Raw genomic sequence first — 19172 nt, forward strand, 5'->3', positions numbered from 1 at the left:
GAATTATGGCAGACCAACAGCAACACAATGAGAGCATTCAGCTCGAACCCGAAACGAAGAAGGAAGCAGCAGTACAGTATTTTTATCGTTTTCGGTTTCGCGCCAAAGGCCAGGAATTTACAGCATCGTCCATTCTCGATGATTTGAAAAAAGGTGAAGTGGTGATGGTGCGGGGGGAATTTGGATTGGAACCGGCCGAGATTGTCTGCATGGCTCCAGCCTGTCGTGACTCGGAAGTAGCGCGACTGGCGAGCTACGAAATTTCACGTCGTGCTGCCCATGAAGAGTGTAATCGTTATGAAAATATTCCCATTGAAGAAGCAGCTGCTTTTGTATCCTGTAAGGAATTGATACTTCGTCACGCGCTGCAGATGCGTCTTGTTCGGGTGGAACGCTTTTTTAATGGCAGTAAGATGATTTTTTATTTTACTGCAGATAAGCGTGTGGATTTCAGGGCTTTGGTCAAGGATCTGGTGCAGGAATTCAGGACCCGAGTAGAAATGCGTCAGGTTGGAGTGCGTCATGAGACTAAGATGATTGGAGGGTTGGGGACATGCGGTAGAGAACTCTGCTGTTCAGGGCATATGAAAAAATTTGATTCCGTCTCCATCAAGATGGCTAAGGAGCAGGATCTGCCTTTAAACCCGTCAAAGATTTCCGGTGTTTGTAATAGGCTGCTCTGTTGTTTGACATATGAGTTTGAGACGTACAGAAGAGAACGTAAGGGAATGCCCCGTCCTGGAAAAAAAATTATGGTTGACGGCCACTGCTATCGGGTGAGGCGTCAAAATCCTCTACAGTCAACCCTGCAGGTAGTAGATGAAGAGGGTGAAGTTCGGCTTTTAGAGGCAGAACAATGGACGAACGCTGAGTCGGTAAAACCGGAAAAGAAAACGAATAGAGGAAAAAAAGACAAGAAGACTGGTGAAGAGGAGTAACTTTCACTCTGTCTGAGAGTATTTTTATACAATGACAACTTATATCACAACCCCAATTTATTACGTAAATGCCCAGCCGCATCTGGGGCACGCCTATACCACCATCGTCGCTGATACCTATGCCAGATTTCGGCGTTTGAGCGGGGATACAGTCAGATTCCAGACTGGAACCGATGAACATGGTGACAAGATAGCAGAAGCAGCAGCAAAGGAAGGAGAGAGCCCTAAGCAGTATGTTGATCGAATCAGTGGGATGTTCCGTGAAACCTGGCCACTGCTCGATATTGCTCCGGATCATTTCATTCGTACCACCGATAGTGATCATGTGGCTACGGTCCAGTCTATACTGCAGCAGGTCTATGATAAGGGTGATATCTATTTTGATCAATATTCTGGTTTGTACTGCACGGGTTGTGAGCGATTTCTGACGGAAAAGGAACTGGTTGATGGGAAATGTCCGGATCATCAGACCACGCCCAATGAATTAGCTGAAGAGAATTATTTTTTCCGGATGTCAAAGTATCAGCAGGAACTGATTGATCACATTCATGCTCATCCGGACTTTATAACGCCGGAGCGCTACAGGAATGAAGTGCTCTCCTTTTTGAGCGAGCCTCTGGAGGATCTCTGTATTTCACGACCAACTTCACGCCTTACCTGGGGGATTCCTCTGCCCTTTGATGAAAACTTTGTAACCTATGTCTGGTTTGATGCCCTCATCAATTATCTTACCGGGATTGGCTATCCGGATGGAGATCAGTTTGCAGAGTACTGGGCTGTCGCTGAGCACGTGATAGCCAAGGACATTCTGAAACCTCATGCTATTTACTGGCCAACCATGATACTTGCCATGGGGCTGCCGCTCTATCGAAAACTCCATGTCCATGGTTACTGGAATGTAGAAGACACCAAGATGTCCAAAAGTATAGGGAATGTTGTGCGACCTGCTGAACTTATCGAAGAGTATGGGGTGGATAGTATCCGTTATTTTACCCTGCGCGAGATGTCTTTTGGACTGGATGCATCGTTCAGCTCCGATGCAATTATTGCAAGAAAAAATTCAGATCTTGCAAATGATCTTGGTAATCTCTACAGCCGCTCTACAGCAATGCTGTTTAAGTACACCGACGGTGTGGTGCCGCTGCCAGTGAGTGCCGATGATGATAACGTTCTTTCGGATCTTGCGGAAAAAGTTTTTTCCACATATCGGGAGGCCATGAATACTTTTCAGTTTCACCGTGGTCTCCAGGCAATATGGGAGCTGATCAGTCAGGCCAATAAATATATTGTAACAAATGAGCCATGGACTCTTGTCAAAGATCCGGGGCAGATTGGTCGTCTGCATACTGTGCTGTATAATCTTGCAGAAACCCTGCGTATACTCACTCTGCTTCTTCAGCCGGTGATGCCTGGAACCTGTAAAAAAATGGCAGAAGGTCTCGGACTTGAAGAAGACAGTGCGTTAATCCAGGATTTGATGCTAAACGGTGGCTGGGGGAAACTTGAGCCGAAGACTGTGTTGCAGAAAAGTGATGCGCTTTTTCCGCGGGTTGATACAAAAAAGAAGCAACAGCATCTGGAGCAGGAATCCCAAAAGAATACAAAGAAGGCAGCAAAGAAAAAGCAGCAGGAGGAAAAAACCGAGGGAGTAATTAGCTTTGACCAGTTTCAGAAGGTTGAATTACGGGTGGCTGAAATTGTGACTGCCGAAGCCGTTAAGAAGTCTGATCGCTTGTTAAAACTCACGGTTAGAGCCCCTGAAGAGCGGGTTATCGTAGCTGGGATCGCGGAATTTTATCAACCGGAGGATCTTCCAGGTATGCAGGTACTGATTGTGGCAAACCTGCAGCCTGTGAAGCTTATGGGTGTGGAATCCCAGGGGATGGTACTTGCGGCAAAGACAGAGGTGGATGGTAAAAATCGCCTGGTGCTTTCCGCGGTAAGTGCACCAGTTCCGCCGGGCTCACGTGTCGCCTGAGGCGTACTCAAAAATAATTATGGAGTTGTACAATGTTTGTTGTGAATAATTTTATGATGGCCATAGCCCAGTTGATTGATTTTCTACTTACGGCTTATATGTGGATCATCATTGGTAGAGCGGTCATATCTTGGGTCAATGCTGATCCTTATAATCCCATTGTTCGTTTTTTGTATGATGTAACTGAGCCTTTGTTGAGTCGCATCAGGCGCGTCATTCCCATGAGTATGGGAGGGATAGATTTTTCTCCCATGATTTTAATTATGGCGATTATGTTTCTTCAGAGTTTTCTGGTGCCTACCCTGAAACAGTTGGCAACAGCAATGGGTTAGAGAGGAATTTACTATGGCTATCACTCCGCAATTAATTAAGGATCAGGAATTTCAGATTAAATTCAGAGGATGCGATCCACTGGAAGTAAGAGATTATCTGGAGACTATTGCTGATGAGTTTTTTGAACTACAGCAGCAGTGTAAAGAGCAGGCGGAAGAGCTTGAAGTTCTGCGGAAGGACAGGGAAGCTTCAAAAGATTATACCGGGTCTCTGGAAACCGATATGGAGTTTACCAGAAAAATTTCTGAAGAGCTCAAAGATGGCTGTGCCCAAAAGGAAGAAAAAGTCAGGGAATTGAGCAGAGAGATTGAAGAGTTACAGCTGCGAATTGCCGATATGGAGCAAGAAAATGCTGAGCGCGACGAAGAGGTGAGTGCGGCCAATGCCAGAATTGATGAGGCTGAGGCGGCCTTAAAAGTTGTTGAGAAAGAAAAGAGCAGTCTGCAGAATAAGCTGGAAATTCTTCAGGAACAAAACAGTGATTTGAAAAAAGAGGAGGTTGACTTTAAGGCAGCACTCGCAACTGCTCAGCAGTTTGCTGAAGACCTCAAGGAAAAAAGTAGAATACAGGCCGCAGAGATGATTGCCGAGGCCAAATCTGAAATTAACAGGATTCGTGATGAAGCTCACGAGGAGTTAGAACGTCTGCCACGCGAAATCGATGCCTTGAAAAAGAAAAAGGGAGAGGTCAAGGAGAACTTGAAATCCACCCTTACAAGTTACCTGGAAACCATTGAAGTGTTTTATCCGGATGACGAGGAGGAAGATCGTGCAGTTACTGAAGGTGAGGGTGGCGATGAAGAGAAGCACGAGGAGAACGAACTTTTTCAGAAAGTTATGATTAATGATGACGGCTCAATTGCTTCTGAAGACCTTGATAAATTAAATGCTGATTCAACCTATTCAGGGAGCAGTATGGACGAAAATGTTCTTGATTCTCTCTTTAGAGAGGGCGATGCTGGTGAAAAGGGTGATGATGCTTTCAGTCTGAATGATATGTTCAATCTGGAAACAGATGTGGATAAAAAGAAATCTTCCTAATGAAGAAAGTTGATGCCTTATCTCTCAAACACCGGGGACGGTTGTCTGCTGCTGAGAGTGTATGTCCAGCCACGAGCATCTCGTAACAGTTTTGCGGGATTACACGACAATGCAATGAGGCTTACCATCACCGCGCCTCCTGTGGATGGTAAGGCCAACGCCGCAGTAATTCAGTTTCTTGCCTCATTTCTCAATGTAAAAAAGAAGGATCTGGAAATTAAACACGGCCTGCAGTCTCGAAATAAAAGTGTTCTGATTAAAGGACTGAGTGCAGAGTATATCAGGTCTAAGGTAGAAGCTGTTTCAGCATGAACAATTGCTCTGGAGGTATGAATGAAAAAGTATGTAATTGGAAACTGGAAAAGCAATAAGACCAGAAAGGCTGCCCAGGAATGGTTTGCCGAATTTGCTGATCTTTATCGCCCGGTGGATGGTTTAGAAGTTATTGTTGCACCTTCTTTTATTTGTCTTTGCAGTTTATCAGAGTATGTTCAGGCTCTTGAGTTGATTAATTTTTCTCTTGCTGCTCAGGATGTTTCTCCTTTCCCCAAAGGTTCCTATACGGGTGCCGTGGCTGCGGATATGATAAGGGGAATGGTTGAGTATGTGATCATCGGCCATTCAGAACGAAGGCGCTATTTTCACGAAACCTCCCAGGACACAGCAAACAAGATGTCAGAGACGGTGGCTGCTGGTCTCAGGCCCATTGTCTGCATTGATCAACCCTATGCCATGTCTCAACTCACCGCTTTCAATGATATCGATTGTGATGAACTGCTTATTGCGTATGGTCCAAAGGAAGCAGCAATGGCAAGAATCCCCGAGCAGCCGAAGCGTGTGGCAGAGGCGGCGCAGTTTATCAGCCAGGTGCAGGTAAATAGGCCCATCGTGTATGGAGGTTCGTTGCTGGTTGAGAATGTGGATGAGTATATTGCGCTTCCGGAGCTTTCAGGGCTCCTTATCGGGCAATCAAGCCTTGATGCGAGATCTTTTGCAGGGATATGCAATAAGGTCGGTGATTTTCTCAAATAATTCGCCATTCTCAGTGATGTCGGATAGCTACTGGCTGCGTGGGCTTTTTAACCTGATTCCGTCACCTTGACTTTACCAGCTTCCCGGCTATTTTTTCTTTTTTTTGGGCAGTAAAGAAGATGCGACAAAGCCTGCGGAATACAGGCCGGCTCCCACAAGGCCGACAATCCCGAGTACTCCAAGAATACCCTGTTTTTTGGCCAGTGAATCTGCGAGGATTAAAATGGAGGAACCCACGATAAGAGCAGAAATAATCATGGAAATTCCCATAACCCGGCTTGAAAGATCAATCTTGTCGGCCAGGTGTTCGATTCGTTTCATCTCAAGATTCAGGGTAAGCCGATTATGTCGCACCTGATCCAGGATTCGCTGCACATCAAGGGGTAAATTCTCTATAAGCTCCCCGTAATTATTCATGCTTTTCTGCATGCGATCTCGAAGTGCAGTGAACCCGTATCGTTTTGTCACGACCTCTTTGATTTGAGGCTCAACGTGTGCCAGCACATTAAAAGAAGGGTCAAAGTGTTCCGCCACGCCTTCAATAGTTGTGAGTGCTTTGGTGAGCATCAGCAGGTCGCTGGGACAGCTGATATGATAGCGTTGCAGCATGGCGAAAAAATCGGAAAGCAATTTTGTGATATCAAGTTGCTTCAGGTCTGCGTTCTCAAAGGCAGCAACCATGATCTGTGCGTCTGACCTGAAATCCCTCTTGTCGGTGACGGCAGGATCCACATCGCTGAGTTCAACCACCACCCTGCAGAGCTTGTCAATGTTTCCCTGGATGATAGCTGCCACCAGATCAATGAGCTGTTCAGCAGTTTTTTTGTCCAGCTGTCCAGTCATTCCGCAATCGATAAAACAGAGGTGCTGGCCGGGAAGCAGAAAGATATTGCCAGGATGCGGATCAGCATGAAAAAAACCGTAACGGAGACACTGTTTGAAAACTGCATCTGTTCCATTGGCCACGATTTTTCTTCTTTCTTCAGGGCGGAGGCTTTTTGGATCAACCGATGATAAAGGGCGTCCTTTGATTTCCTCAAGAGTCAGTACATTACGGGTGGATGCCTCACGATAAACCTTGGGAAAACTGATGTTGGGATCATCTTCAAAGTAGCGACGCAATTTGTCCGTTGCCTGTGCCTCTTGAAGGAAGTTCATTTCTTTTATCATTTCACGGGAGAACTCTGTTGCAACGGCAACAGGGCTATAACCAAGATTGGAAAAATAGTCCTCAACAAACTGGGCCAGCCATTCGAGCAAGGCCATGTCTTCCTCGACAATTTTTCTGTTTCCGGGACGTAGAACTTTGAGGACAACGGCCGTACCGTTTACAAGTGTAGCTCGGTGTACCTGGGCCATGGATGCAGCTGCAAGAGGGGTTTCTTCAATGGCAGAGAAAAGCTGGTGGAGGCGTCCTGGAAACTCTTGAACTAAAACTTCCTCTATTTCACTGAATGGGACCTGACTGCAGTTATCTTGAAGGAGCTTGAATTCCTGGGCCCATTCGGGTGGAATGAGATCTGGACGGGTAGCCAGTATCTGGCCAAGTTTAATATATGTTGGACCCAGTTCCTCAAGTATCAGACGCATCCGAACGGGTCTTGAAATTGAAGCATCCACCTGGTTACCGTCAGGAATGTCGGTATTTTTTTTGCCACTGCTGAAAGAGTCCAGGCCAAGGTCGGTAATAATCTCCTTAAACCCAAACTTCGTAAGCACCTTTATGATGGTGGTAAGCCGCTTAGTGCTTCGAATTGTCCTCTGGATATGAGTCACTCTCATTGTTTTATTTAAGGAGATGTGAAAATATTGAGGATGCCGCTATCTTGTTCGTAACTCTCGTGGAGTGCTACCATCCATTTCTGAAGTTGCTCTTCAGTGATCGTAATTGCACACTGTTGCCACAATTTCTCACAGTCGGGGAGAAGATTCTGAATCTGAGGAAGCAGGGGGGATGTTTTTGCCATGTCCTGAGAGGAGGGCGCAAGGTAGCTGAGAACGTCACTCAACTGAACAATGGCAGCATACAGTGGAAAATCAGAGCATGAGAGTGGATGGTGATGAAAGCCGACGGCACAGAGGAGACTGGTGGGAAACAGCCAGCGAGTGAGAAGGTGGGTTCCTACTTCTTCGTGGTCGATTCCAATACGTTCAAGTTCGAGTTGCTTGCAGCTGATTGGGGGAGTTGCCGATAGCTCGAGTACCTGCTGGTAGTCGTCAGGTTTTGCGACAAAAAGGGCAAGTTTCCCAATGTCATGGATGAGGCCTGCTATGAAGAGTTCACTGGGGGAGCACTTAAGGTCGGTTGCTAGAATTTTCGCGGCAAGTCCACAGGTAAAAGAGTGCACCCAGAAGGCATCTATCGTATCCTTGTTCGTTATACTGATCTTCTGGAATGAGTTGAAGACAGCTTTTCCCAAAACGATGTTATGTACCTCATTGAAGCCAAGGACCGATACTGCCTTATCCATGGTTGCAACTTCTCTGGGTATTCCAAAAAAAGCAGAATTAGCCAGTTTGAGTATGGTTGCACACATGGCCTGATCCGGCAGTATCGCATTGACAAGGTCATCCACGGAGCTCTCTGGATCCGCGGTAACTGCCAAAACCTTTGATACTGTTGCGGGTAGGGAAGGAAGAGAGTCAACCTGTCTGAATATTTTTGAGTGTTGCCGATCTCGCATATGTTGATCCTGAAAAGTAATTTTTAGTCCTTCGGAGGAATAGTCGAAAAAAACTGTTCGATCAACATCCTTATAGAATAGTTATTCCAGGGGGGGCTTCCCAGGCGTATGTTTTGCGTCTGTTCTGGCCATGCTGATAAACTGGTCAGATGATGAACTCCTCTGGCAATTCAGCAACCAGCCACTAAAGGCTAGTGTTTCCTTTGAGGTTGTGCAGACTATGAGGATTCTATCCATAGAAGAGCTGCCCCTAGAAAATGATATTAGAAAAGATAAAAGCATTTATAACAGTATATGATTTGGTTGGGCAAAAAACAAATAGAAATCAGAGGGAAAAGTATAAATACCAATCCAACCAGCATGGAAAGGGTTGAGTTGCTATGTATGATTGAAGAAAGTTGAATAAAGGCTGTGGGTGTCTACATCGCACCTAAGCGTTTGATTCGTTCCTGCATTGGTGGGTGGGTAGAAAAAAGATTTGCGAGCTGTCCCCCAGACAGAGGATTGACAATATACATCTGTGCCGTAGCAGGATTAACATTCATGGGACGTCGTCTGTTGAAAATTTCAAGCTGCTGCAGGGCAGAGGCCAGTGAACGTGGATGGCCGCATATGGCTGCTCCAGTGGCATCGGCCTGGTACTCGCGACTTCTGGATATGGCCATTTGAATAAGGGATGCGCCAAGTGGCGCCAGAATCATCATGGCTATAGCGCCAAGAATTCCACCACCACCACCGCCGTCGTTGTCATCCGATCTGCCACCACCGAAAAGCATGCCCCATTGGGCCATGGATGCCATGGTGCTGATGGCCCCAGCCATGGTTGCGGCAATGGTGCTGATTAGGATATCGCGGTTTTTAATGTGTGCAAGTTCATGAGCTAACACCCCTTCGAGCTCATCATGCTTGAGAATATTCATTAGACCGGTGGTTACAGCCACAGCCGCATGATCGGGGTTTCTTCCAGTTGCAAAAGCATTGGGCGTGTCCTGATGCATGATAAAGACGCGTGGCATCGGCAGTTCCGCCTTCCTGGAAAGGCTTGAAATGATACTATGAAGTTGCGGAGCTTCCACGGCTGTTACCTCTTGGGCACCACTCATTTTCAGAACGGCCTTGTCACTGAACCAGTAAGCAAAAAAGTTCATTGCAAATGCAAGCAGCAGCGCGAAGATCATTCCGCTGTTGCCGCCCAGTACCTGACCTGCCACCATAAAAACTGCTGTGAGGGCTGCCATGAGCATGCCCGTTTTTATCATACTTGTCATTGTTGCCTCCGAGGGGCAGTAACGATTCAGTGCATTTTGCTTTTTGTTGAGGCCATACAATAATTATGGGGTGTCTTCTGTCAAGATGTCTACAGTTCTTTGAGGTTTAATTCCGGTTGTTGCTTATAGGCTTGGTTGATAAGGGACTTGAGCTCCGATTTGATGGCTGATTGGGAGGGAATTTCCTTCAGGATCGGCAGGAACTTCTCGACTGGCTGGGGAGGCTGCAGGCGCATTTTCTGTTCCATGCTGATTGCGCTATTACCATCAATCCCTCCTGACATTGTACCGGATGTTCCACTGTCTCCGTCGAGATTACGAAGAAAAAGCATAATGCCGCTGATATCGTTTTTCTGGTAAAAGAGTTTTATCTCTTCTTCGATAACGTTGTGATCTTCTGCAAGCATGGCTATGCGATTGCGGTAGTCATGTACATGGTCGCGCAAGGATTCGTAGACATCGAAAAACATGTTTGAAAATTGTGATTTACGGAAGAATCCGCGGACTTCCTGATCCTCGAAGAGTCGTTTGCGAATTGTGCGTGAGGTCGTCACATAGGAGTCGAAAAAGAGAACATCACCAAGATTTGTGAGCTTATAAAATTGTTCAATGAGTGCGTCTTCCTGAAGGAGTGCATATATGCGGAGCAGGTCAAAGCCAATTTTCGTTTCAAGGAGAAGAGCAGAGCTGATGATATCTTTCTGGTAATCATCGGAGTCTTTTTCGATGATTTTGCGAAAACCGAAATAGCGCTCGGCAATATCTTTCTTGACTTCAAAGGCCAGCGTTTGGGCGAAATCTTCCATCGTATACCTCGCTAATAATCATAAGTCCATGTATCTGCTTGACAGTGGCTTACACTCAGATGATTATAGCGTGTCTCGGTATTGCATGCATTATTATTTATAGGAAAAATAAATGGGATATACAGATTTCGACGATGGTTTGCCTGCTAAAATTAAAGAACAGGCGGATATTGTACAGGTAATAGGGGAGTGTGTGGAGCTGAAGCGGGCAGGTGTCCGTTTTCTCGGCTGCTGTCCGTTTCATAACGAGAAGACAGCCTCATTTTCCGTACACCCCGGGCAGCAGTTTTTTCATTGTTTTGGTTGTGGCGCGTCTGGAGATATATTTGATTTCCAGATGAAGTATCACAATCTTGATTTTCCATCTGCAATGAAAGAACTGGCCAGGCGTTATAATGTTGAAATTCCAGAACGCCCCCGATCAGCCCAGGAGCGTGAGAAAAGTCGTAAACGACAACTCCTGTATGAGGTGAACGAAAAGGTTGTCACAATCTTCCGCCGTACTCTGTTGGCTTCTGACATGGCTAAGAGTGCGAGAGCATACCTGGAAGAACGTAAAATACCTCCTGCTGTGCAGGAGCGTTTTGGACTTGGATATGCCCCGTCTCCCGACAGTGCGGGATGGAATTTTCTCGGCGCACAACTGGCGGCAGAAGAGAAGCTGGTTGCAGTTGAGGCAGGGCTTCTGGTGGAGAAGGAGAGCGGCGGGACCTATGATCGGTTTCGGGATAGGGTGCTTTTTCCAATTTATGATCGGCGGGGACGGGTAGTTGGTTTTGGTGGTCGTATCATTGGCGAGGGGCAGCCGAAATATATGAACTCTCCTGAAAGTCTGGTCTTCAATAAATCAGCGTCTCTACTTGGTCTGTACCAGCAGGGGGATGAGATCAGACGACGCCGAAAAGCAATTGTGGTGGAAGGAAATTTTGATCTGGTCTCTCTCGTGGTGCATGGCTGTCCTAATGTGGTTGCACCATTAGGGACAGCCCTGACAGCTCAGCAACTCAGGATGTTGAAAGGTTTTTCGGAAGAATGTGTGCTGCTTTTTGATGGTGACACAGCGGGTGTGAAGGCAGCCATGCGTTCGGTGCCTCTGTTTTTAAGTGAGCAGATAGCTGGAAAAGTGGCTCTTCTACCCACGGGCCATGATCCAGATACCTTTGTTCGTGAAGAAGGACTGGCTGCGCTCAATACCTTGCTTGACAAGGCCATGCCTCTTCCTGAATTTGTTCTGCAGCAGTTGGTGGCTGAATATGGTCTGACTTCCTATGATGGGAAGATCCGAATCATAAAAGAATTACAGCCCCTGATAAAGGCGACAACCTCCCCCTTGCAGCGTTCGCTTATGTTGTCCCATTTTAGCGAAGCAATAGGTATCAGTCCGGATGAACTCGGTGCATCCATGCCTGGAAGGGAGGCCACCGTGCGGCCTCCGGTGAAGGAACCACCGCAGGAGCGTTCACGAGAAAGACTGGTTCCCCTGTCTGCATCACAAAAACGTTTGGTTACTCATATGGTGCTTTATCCGGAAGCGGTACATGAGTTAGAAAAGGCAGGGGTAAGGGAGTGTCTCGGCGGGACCGTGGGGGAGGTTCTGTTGCTTCAGTTGCTTGCCCTGCTTGAGCAGCCTGGAGGTGTGGAGCCGGAAGAATTGTTGGCGAAACTGCCTCAAGGGGGGGAGCGGGTAATGGTTTCCGAGATTCTTTTGAGTTCCTCTCCTGGCAGTAGCGACTTAGGGTGCCGTGGAACAGATGAAGAATTGAAAGAACTTCTAACCTGGCTCGAAAGGGAGCAGTTGCTGCGGGAGTCCGGAGAGCTGGTAAAACTGATCAGCAAATGCGCATTGCAGAATGATCAGGAAGAGGAATTAAATAGGTTGGTATTGAAGAAGATGAGTGTGGACAATCGACTTCAGGAGCTTCGACAAACAAATGTACTTCAGGACGGGTGATTTAAGGGGGCCTGGTTTTCTTTTGCACTGAATTCCTGGAAGTTGAGTAAGTATACTAGAGTACGGGTTTTTTTCTTCTACCGCAGGCCAGGTGGGGAAACAGAGTGGTGTTGTCGTAATTGCTTGTAGTTGTTCGTTTATTTTCTTTTTGTTGTTTCTGTTGATCAAGTGTTGTGTTGCTAATTATCCTTTTTTTTTAATTATTTAAGCTGAAATGATTGAATATCATTTTAAATTACGATATTGTACAGGCGAAGAGAGGAGTGTTACGTTGCGGTATTGTTGTGTGACCGTCTTCTGCTTTTATGCAGAAACAGGTTGAAAGACCGGAGGGGGATGAATGGTTGATGATGACCAGGCGAAGGATGAAGTAACGGGGCGAGTTGATGAAGGTATACTGGACCTGACGGGTATTTTTGAGTCAGGAGAGAAGATCTGCTCTGTTGGTCTTCCTGATGGGATAGATGAGGATCGTCGTAATCCCAGAATAGGAGACAGGCGGAAGGGCTTTTTTAGCGACCGAAGAAGCAAACAGCGGCGTCTTGCCAGGATTTCTAAGCGTAACAATGATCATGCTGTCGATCCAATGTCTATTTATCTTCGTGAAATGGGCACATTGACATTGCTCAGCCATGATGAAGAGCTTGAACTTGCCCGAATGATGGAAGAGGGGTTGCTCCGCGTTCAGGGCGCTGTACTTTCCACTCCTCTTGCAATCTCGGCACTGGAGGAAATTGCTGAAGAGTTGCGTAAGGACACAATTAAGATTTTTAATATTGTGCGTGGTATCCAGGATACTCAGACTGCTCTTGTTCGCAAAGAAAAAAAACGGTTTCTCACCAGAGTGGATAAAGCTCTTGAGCTTGAGGAAAAGCGAAAAAAGTTACAGCAGGATCTTATCGTTTGTGCAGAGGATATAGAAAAAACAGAAGTGATCAGCAAAGAAATGCTGGCTATTTCTACAGACATTGCCGCTCTGTTCAGCGATCGGATTTTATGTACCCGTTGCATTAATGGTGTTGCCTCTAATTTGAAAGACTTGTCTCAACGTTTCAGGCGGATACGTGTTGAGGTTGTAAAAGCTCAAAAACTTGCCGCCGCAGACAGTGGGGCACCTGAAATGACTCCTGCTGAACTTGAGTTTCATATCGGTATGCAGATGAAGGAAGGGCTGGGTTTTGGTTATCGTGCTCTCAATGCTGTTGTCCATGAGATTGAGGCGGGGCGGGATATTTATAAACATGCCAAAGAGTCACTTGTTAGGGCCAATCTCCGTCTGGTGATCTCCATTTCTAAGAAATTTGTCAACCGCGGTCTTCAGTTTCCCGATCTTATTCAGGAGGGGAATATCGGTTTGATGAAGGCGGTGGACAAATTTGACTATCATCGTGGGTATAAATTCAGTACCTATGCAACATGGTGGATTCGACAGTCGATTACCCGTGGTATTGCAGACCAGGGACGGACGATTCGTCTTCCCGTGCATATGATTGAGACGATTAATCGTCTGCTCAGAGTGTCAAAAGATTTTATCCGTGAAGAAAATCGTGAGCCTACTCCGGAAGAGATGGCTGAACAGCTTGGAACTGATGTCACCAAGGTAAAGGCTGCTCTGAAAACTGCGAAAGATGCCATCTCCCTCGATACCCCTGTTGGTGATGATGAGGAAACATTCCTTGGCGATTTTATCGAGGATTGTACAACACTTGGTCCTCATGATGCATCCATGGTTGAAAGTTTGAAAGAGTGTCTCTGCAAGGTGATGTCTTCACTTTCGCCCCGTGAGGCAAAGGTTGTGCGGATGCGTTATGGAATTGATGTTGGCTGTGACCATACTCTGGAGGAGGTTGGGAAATGTTTTGCTGTGACGAGGGAACGTATCCGCCAGATTGAGGCGCAGGCGATTAAGAAGTTGAAACATCCCTCCCGTGTTGATGAGTTACGAGTATTTATGACTGACTGATTTACTTGGGCTTGTGTGATTATCTTCCCGGACTTTGTCCGGGATTTTTGTTTGGTGTGTAGAGAGATATATGTCGCAACCTTCAGTAATTGACTGGATGGCGCTAAGCTTTGTTCCTGGTCTCGGAAGCAAAGGCCTTGTGCAGTTGCTCTCCCACTTCGGTAGTCCGCGGGAAGTATTTCTGGCAGGTAAGAAGGGAGTGAGTGACAGTGGAGTCCGAAAAAATGTTGCTGCCGGTTTTGCAGATTCCGCGTCTCTCTATCGGAAAGCAGAAACTCTCCTGAAACGTCTGCAGAGTGGTGGTGCAGATGCTGTTTGTTTTGATGATCCCCGTTACCCCCAGCTCTTAAAGGAGATTGCAGATTCGCCCCCGGTGCTCTACGTGCAAGGGCGTATTGCACTACTGAGTTCTTTGTGCATTGGAATGGTTGGTTCTCGTGCGGCGACGGGCTATGGCAAGCGGAGCAGCTTTTCGCTGGCACGGGCTCTGGCGTCATCGGGAGTAACAGTGGTTTCCGGCTTAGCTGCAGGTATTGACAGTGAGGCGCATCGTGGTGCTCTGTCGGTACGAGGGGCAACGATCGGTGTTCTTGGCTGCGGTCTTGATGTCGTCTACCCACGGCAAAATGGTGCCCTGTATGATCAGATTCGCAGAGACGGACTTCTTGTCAGTGAATATCCATTGGGAACGCGACCGGATGGTTTTCGATTTCCAGCTAGAAACCGGATTATTGCCGGATTGAGCAAGGGAGTTCTGGTTGTGGAGGCGGCAAAAAAATCGGGATCTTTAATCACGGCGGAAATGGCTCTTGATGAAGGTCGGGAAGTTTTTGCAGTACCGGGCCAGATTGATTCTTTTAAGAGCACGGGTACTCACTGGCTGTTGCAGCAGGGCGCAAATCTTGTACAATCGGTGGACGATATTCTGGCCGGACTTGGTTGTGATTTGAATGGAACTGGGAGCAATGAACAGACTCTGGGGGATTCCTCTTGTGATAATATTGGTCCAGAGGCACGTGAGTTACTGAAAAAGATCGATGTGTATGCCATACCAAGGAATGAACTGATAGCGGTCTCAGGACTTGGGTCTGCCAAAGTAACAGAGTTGTTGCTTCTCCTTGAGCTGGAAGGATTGATAGAGATGTTGCCGGGGGATGAAGTAAGGTGTGTTGTGTGACACGGGAAAGTGATGAACGATGCAGAGTTCTGTTGTTGGGGGAAACGGATAAATATGTTATGTGCTGAGTATGAATCCAGCTGTAGCAATATATTTTAACAGAAATAAATAGAGGAAGACCATGCTTGATATTCAATTTGCGCCATCCATCTTATCTGCAGATTTTACCCGTCTAGGGGAGGAAATAGCAGCTGTTGACCAGGCAGGTGCCGAAATTATTCATATTGATGTTATGGATGGTCATTTTGTGCCTAACATAACTATTGGTCCACTTGTGGTGAAAGCGGCAAGGAAGGCAACAGGTAAAATCCTTGATGTGCATTTGATGATTCGTGATGCAGATGCCTATATTGATGACTTTGCTGCGGCAGGAGCTGATTGGATTACAGTTCATGTGGAAGCCTGTACCCATCTCCATCGAACTGTCGCTCGAATCAGGGAGCTTGGGAAAAAAGCGGGAGCCGTGCTCAACCCTGCAACCACATTGTCAACACTCGATTATATCCTTGAGGACTTGGATCTGGTGATGCTTATGAGTGTGAATCCAGGATTTGGCGGGCAGTCTTTTATTGAATCAACCCTTCGCAAAACAGATACCTTGAAAAAACGTATTGATGTTTTGGGCCTTGATGTCGGTATCGAGATAGATGGTGGCATAAGTCCTCGCACTATAGAGCGGGTGGCCGAGTCAGGAGCTAATATTTTTGTTGCCGGTTCTGCAATTTATGGCTGTGATGATTATGCGTCGGTTATCGATGAGATGCGTAAACTTGCAGAAGCTGGAAGAGCAAAGCGCGGCTGAGAGGGGACACATATGGCGAAAAGGCGAAAATCCATATATGAATGCCAGGCATTTTTGAATCTGAAAGAACTTGCTGAAAACCCATTTGACATGACGGTGGAGGGCGCCTTAGATTCCGAACGCCTGGAGACTTTTGTGTGTAAGGGGATTGAGTTTGATCTTCTTTATGGCTGCCAGAGGGTAACCACGGATGTTCTGGATTGCCTGCAGTCTCTTGCCGATGAATGTGGACTTGTCGGACAGTATGAGGAGATGCGGGCAGGGGCTGTTATGAACCGGATCGAACGATATCCATCGGAAGAGCGTCAGGTCCTTCACACCGCCTGCCGCGATGTTTTCTCCAAAACTGCTGCCAATGATGCCGCGGTTATTCAGGTAAAAAGAGAACTTGCAAAGTTACAGGAATTTCTGGCAGAAATTGATAACGGCAAAATCAGAAATACTGCAGGAGAAACATTTACCAGTTTGATTCATGTGGGGATTGGTGGTTCTGATTTGGGCCCGCGATCAATCTATGAGGCCTTGAAGGCATATGGCCGAAAGGATCGAAAGGTGTATTTTGTCTCCAATGTTGACCCTGATGATTCCGCTGCAGTTCTTGACCGTGTTGATCTCTCAAAAACACTTGTTCTGGTGGTTTCAAAAAGTGGTTCGACTCTTGAAACCTTGTCGAATGAGAGTCTGGTGCGTAACGCCCTGAAAGAAGCAGGACTCGATCCGGCACGTCATTGCTTGGCGGTCACCGGAGAGTCAAGTCCCATGGATAATCACGAGCGCTATCTTCGGTCTTTTTATATGTTTGATTATATAGGTGGACGATTCAGTTCCACCTCAATGGTTGGCGCGGTAACGCTCGGTTTTGCACTCGGCTATAATCAGGTCTTGGAGTTTCTTAAGGGGGCCTGGTTGATGGATGAGGCAGCAGCAGAGAGAAATATCCGCGGCAATATACCCCTGTTACTGGCCATGCTCGGGGTCTGGAATCACAACTTTCTTGCCATGGATACTGTGGCGATCCTACCATACAGCCAGGGCCTGCATCGTTTTCCTGCACATCTGCAACAGTGCGACATGGAGTCCAATGGGAAATCTGTTCAGCGTAACGGAGAGCCCGTGCGATACAAAAGCGGTCCCATTGTATGGGGAGAGCCAGGAACCAATGGCCAGCACGCCTTTTATCAGTTGCTTCATCAGGGGACCGAGAAGGTTGCCGTTGAGTTCATCGGCTTCAGGAAAAGTCAACGAAACAGAGATATGTGTATCCAGGGAAGTAATTCGCAGCAGAAACTCCTGGCCAATCTTCTGGCCCAGTCTCTTGCTCTGGCAGTCGGAAGGGAAGATGAAAATCCCAATAAAAACTTTGCGGGAAATCGTTCAAACGTGATACTCATGGGGGAGAGGCTGACTCCAAAAAGTATGGGAGCACTCCTTGCCCTCTATGAGGCGAAGATTGTTTTTCAAGGGTTCTGCTGGAACGTGAACTCCTTTGACCAGGAGGGGGTTCAACTCGGTAAGGTCCTTGCCGATGAAATACTTGGAGCCATGGCTGAAAAAAGAAATGGAAAAACCCTTGCAGAGGCCCTTCTGGCAGTGGCAGGAATAAGCTGACAGGGTGCTATTAGTAAAAACTGAATATTCATTCAGTTTTCCATCGCGGCAGTTCCGTTTTTTGTTGACAAAGGAGACGTTCAGAGATATTCTCCCACGCTGAATGACTATTCAATAGTGTATGTTTCATAGTCTGCTGTTTCTATCATTAGCGTTGGAAAAAAAAAAGGTAGCAGAGGGAAGTGGTTTTGTTCTCAGGCTGTCAGTTTTTGAAGCAACGCTTTTGATGTGTATATTCTGGTAAAGGTTGAAGTATAACAGTAATTTTAAGGAGGAAAATTCATGGCAAAGCATGATACACCCCTGTTGGACGAGCTTGAAAAAGGCCCGTGGCCGAGCTTCGTTACCGACATTAAGCGCCAGGCAGAGAAGAACCCAGATTGTTGGGATATTCTCGGTCAGGTTGAACTGTCTTATAAGGATAAAATCACCCATTGGAAACACGGCGGAATCGTTGGTGTATTCGGATATGGTGGTGGTATCGTTGGTCGTTATTCTGACGTTCCTGCACAGTTTCCAGGTGTTGAGCACTTTCATACCGTTCGTGTGAATCAGCCAGCATCCAAGTACTACTCCACTGAGAACCTTCGTGCTCTTATGGCGCTCTGGGACAAGCATGGATCCGGTATGACCAATATGCACGGTTCCACTGGTGATATCATCCTTCTTGGTTGTCGTACTGAAGCTCTTGAACCCTTCTTCTATGACCTGACCCACGAAATGGGACAGGATCTTGGTGGATCCGGATCTAACCTTCGTACTCCTGCCAACTGTCTTGGACAGTCTCGCTGTGAATGGGCTTGCTACGATACAGAGGAAGCGTGTCATCATCTGACAATGCATTATCAGGATGAGATTCATCGTCCTGCCTTCCCTTATAAGTTCAAATTCAAATTCTCCGGCTGTGCCAACGATTGTGTTGCTGCTCTTGCCCGTTCTGATTTTGCTGTTATAGGAACCTGGAGAGACAATATCCGCATCGATCAGGCTGCAGTAAAAGAGTATATTGCCGGTAATATCGCTTCCAATGGTGGTGCTCATTCTGGTAAAGACTGGGGTGCGTTTGATATCCAGAAAGAAGTTATTAATCTCTGTCCCACCGAATGTATGTGGATGGAAGGCGATGAATTGAAAATCGATGATTCAGAGTGTACCCGTTGTATGCATTGTATCAACGTAATGCCTCGTGCACTGCGTCCTGGTGCAGAGCAAGGTGCCTCCATCTGTATGGGTGCCAAGGCTCCTATCCTTGATGGCGCTCAGTTTGCTACTCTGATTATTCCTTTTATTAAAGTTTCTGCTGACAACGAGTTCGAGAACGTTATCGAGATTATCGAAAATGTCTGGGACTGGTGGATGGAAGTTGGTAAAAACCGTGAGCGTGTTGGTGAAACCATGCAGCGCGTTGGACTGCCTACCTTTATTAAGGTAATGGGTCTTGATCCGATTCCACAGCATGTTAAAGAGCCCCGTTCTAACCCATATGTTTTCTGGGATGAAGAGGAAGTTGAGGGTGGTTTTGAGCGCGACGTTGATGAGTTCCGTGCACGTCACGCGGCGTAAATAAAATAAATCGAGCTGTTCTTTGGCT

General features: G+C 46.8%; 16 protein-coding genes. 12 read left to right on the top strand and 4 right to left on the bottom strand.

Annotation, left to right across the window (positions count from 1 at the left end; all coding sequences use genetic code 11):
• Positions 1-5: 5 nt before the first annotated feature.
• The 6 genes from UWK_RS08040 to UWK_RS08065 are packed head-to-tail and all read left to right on the top strand — an operon-like array spanning position 6 to position 5322.
• Positions 6-938, top strand: a complete 933-nt coding sequence (locus UWK_RS08040; protein ID WP_015403867.1) for a PSP1 domain-containing protein — start codon at positions 6-8, stop codon at positions 936-938.
• 31 nt (positions 939-969) lie between these two features.
• The gene (gene metG, locus UWK_RS08045; RefSeq protein WP_015403868.1) at positions 970-2916 is read left to right on the top strand and encodes a methionine--tRNA ligase; all 1947 of its coding nucleotides are present in this window, start codon (positions 970-972) and stop codon (positions 2914-2916) included.
• A 32-nt stretch (positions 2917-2948) separates the two neighbouring features.
• Positions 2949-3248 carry a YggT family protein gene (locus UWK_RS08050; protein WP_015403869.1) on the top strand — a complete coding sequence of 100 codons (300 nt, stop codon included), beginning with the start codon at positions 2949-2951 and terminating at the stop codon, positions 3246-3248.
• A 13-nt stretch (positions 3249-3261) separates the two neighbouring features.
• Positions 3262-4290, top strand: coding sequence for a DivIVA domain-containing protein (locus tag UWK_RS08055; RefSeq protein WP_015403870.1), 1029 nt, complete (start codon positions 3262-3264; stop codon positions 4288-4290).
• A gap of 12 nt (positions 4291-4302) precedes the next feature.
• Positions 4303-4602 (top strand): DUF167 domain-containing protein, encoded by a 300-nt coding sequence (locus UWK_RS08060; RefSeq protein ID WP_015403871.1) that lies wholly within the window; start codon positions 4303-4305, stop codon positions 4600-4602.
• A 21-nt stretch (positions 4603-4623) separates the two neighbouring features.
• Positions 4624-5322 carry a triose-phosphate isomerase gene (locus tag UWK_RS08065; protein ID WP_015403872.1) on the top strand — a complete coding sequence of 233 codons (699 nt, stop codon included), beginning with the start codon at positions 4624-4626 and terminating at the stop codon, positions 5320-5322.
• 87 nt (positions 5323-5409) lie between these two features.
• Here the strand turns inward: UWK_RS08065 and UWK_RS08070 are convergent, their stop codons facing one another.
• The 4 genes from UWK_RS08070 to UWK_RS08085 form a co-directional block, all read right to left on the bottom strand.
• A complete protein-coding gene (locus UWK_RS08070; RefSeq protein WP_015403873.1) occupies positions 5410-7104 on the bottom strand; it encodes an ABC1 kinase family protein in 1695 nt (564 codons plus the stop codon).
• Between the two features lie 8 nt (positions 7105-7112).
• A complete protein-coding gene (locus UWK_RS08075) occupies positions 7113-8006 on the bottom strand; it encodes an HDOD domain-containing protein (RefSeq protein WP_015403874.1) in 894 nt (297 codons plus the stop codon).
• Positions 8007-8425: 419 nt separating this feature from the next.
• Complete coding sequence (gene htpX, locus UWK_RS08080) at positions 8426-9274, bottom strand: zinc metalloprotease HtpX (protein ID WP_015403875.1); 849 nt, start codon at positions 9272-9274, stop codon at positions 8426-8428.
• An 89-nt stretch (positions 9275-9363) separates the two neighbouring features.
• Positions 9364-10080, bottom strand: a complete 717-nt coding sequence (locus UWK_RS08085; protein WP_015403876.1) for a hypothetical protein — start codon at positions 10078-10080, stop codon at positions 9364-9366.
• Positions 10081-10192: 112 nt separating this feature from the next.
• Between UWK_RS08085 and dnaG the strand changes: the two genes are divergently transcribed.
• The 6 genes from dnaG to dsrA all read left to right on the top strand — a co-directional run bounded on the left by dnaG (position 10193) and on the right by dsrA (position 19144).
• Positions 10193-12031 (top strand): DNA primase, encoded by a 1839-nt coding sequence (gene dnaG / locus UWK_RS08090; protein ID WP_015403877.1) that lies wholly within the window; start codon positions 10193-10195, stop codon positions 12029-12031.
• A gap of 340 nt (positions 12032-12371) precedes the next feature.
• On the top strand, positions 12372-13994 hold the full coding sequence (gene rpoD / locus UWK_RS18410; RefSeq protein WP_015403878.1) for an RNA polymerase sigma factor RpoD: 1623 nt from the start codon (positions 12372-12374) through the stop codon (positions 13992-13994).
• 70 nt (positions 13995-14064) lie between these two features.
• Complete coding sequence (gene dprA / locus UWK_RS08100) at positions 14065-15171, top strand: DNA-processing protein DprA (protein WP_015403879.1); 1107 nt, start codon at positions 14065-14067, stop codon at positions 15169-15171.
• Positions 15172-15292: 121 nt separating this feature from the next.
• The gene (gene rpe / locus UWK_RS08105; RefSeq protein WP_015403880.1) at positions 15293-15973 is read left to right on the top strand and encodes a ribulose-phosphate 3-epimerase; all 681 of its coding nucleotides are present in this window, start codon (positions 15293-15295) and stop codon (positions 15971-15973) included.
• A 12-nt stretch (positions 15974-15985) separates the two neighbouring features.
• Complete coding sequence (locus tag UWK_RS08110; protein WP_015403881.1) at positions 15986-17581, top strand: glucose-6-phosphate isomerase; 1596 nt, start codon at positions 15986-15988, stop codon at positions 17579-17581.
• Between the two features lie 282 nt (positions 17582-17863).
• Positions 17864-19144, top strand: a complete 1281-nt coding sequence (gene dsrA / locus UWK_RS08115) for a dissimilatory-type sulfite reductase subunit alpha (RefSeq protein ID WP_015403882.1) — start codon at positions 17864-17866, stop codon at positions 19142-19144.
• Positions 19145-19172 lie beyond the last annotated feature (28 nt).

It is taken from the genome of Desulfocapsa sulfexigens DSM 10523 (assembly GCF_000341395.1).
Classification (GTDB): Bacteria; Desulfobacterota; Desulfobulbia; order Desulfobulbales; family Desulfocapsaceae; genus Desulfocapsa; species Desulfocapsa sulfexigens.